Origin of the sequence: Leifsonia sp. SIMBA_070, assembly GCF_046534635.1 — a bacterium.
Classification (GTDB): Bacteria; Actinomycetota; Actinomycetes; order Actinomycetales; family Microbacteriaceae; genus Leifsonia.
The window spans coordinates 1-246 of the sequence record NZ_JAWRYK010000747.1 but is presented as its reverse complement, the minus strand read 5'-3'; the positions used below and the strand labels follow the sequence as shown (position 1 = coordinate 246).

General features: G+C 71.5%; 1 pseudogene. It reads left to right on the top strand.

Going from position 1 to position 246, the window contains the following annotated elements:
- A pseudogene (locus SB754_RS22235) lies at positions 1-246 on the top strand (hypothetical protein); the annotation flags it as partial.

The window sequence follows — 246 nt, the reverse complement described above, 5'->3', positions numbered from 1 at the left end:
CCCTCTGTCGAGAGCGGCGGTGCGGCGAACGACGACAGCAAGCCGGGCGCACACGGTCAGCGCAAGCGGCGACTGTTGGGGAGTCACACCCTGGCTCGCGCGCTCACGGTGTTCGTGCCGGCCGCCCCGGACGACGTCTGGGCGCTCGTCTCCGACGCGATGCGGATCCCGGAATGGGACCTCGGCATCGGCACCATCACGCCCGACGGATCCGTATGGGAGGGCCGCGCCCGCACCATCGCTCAC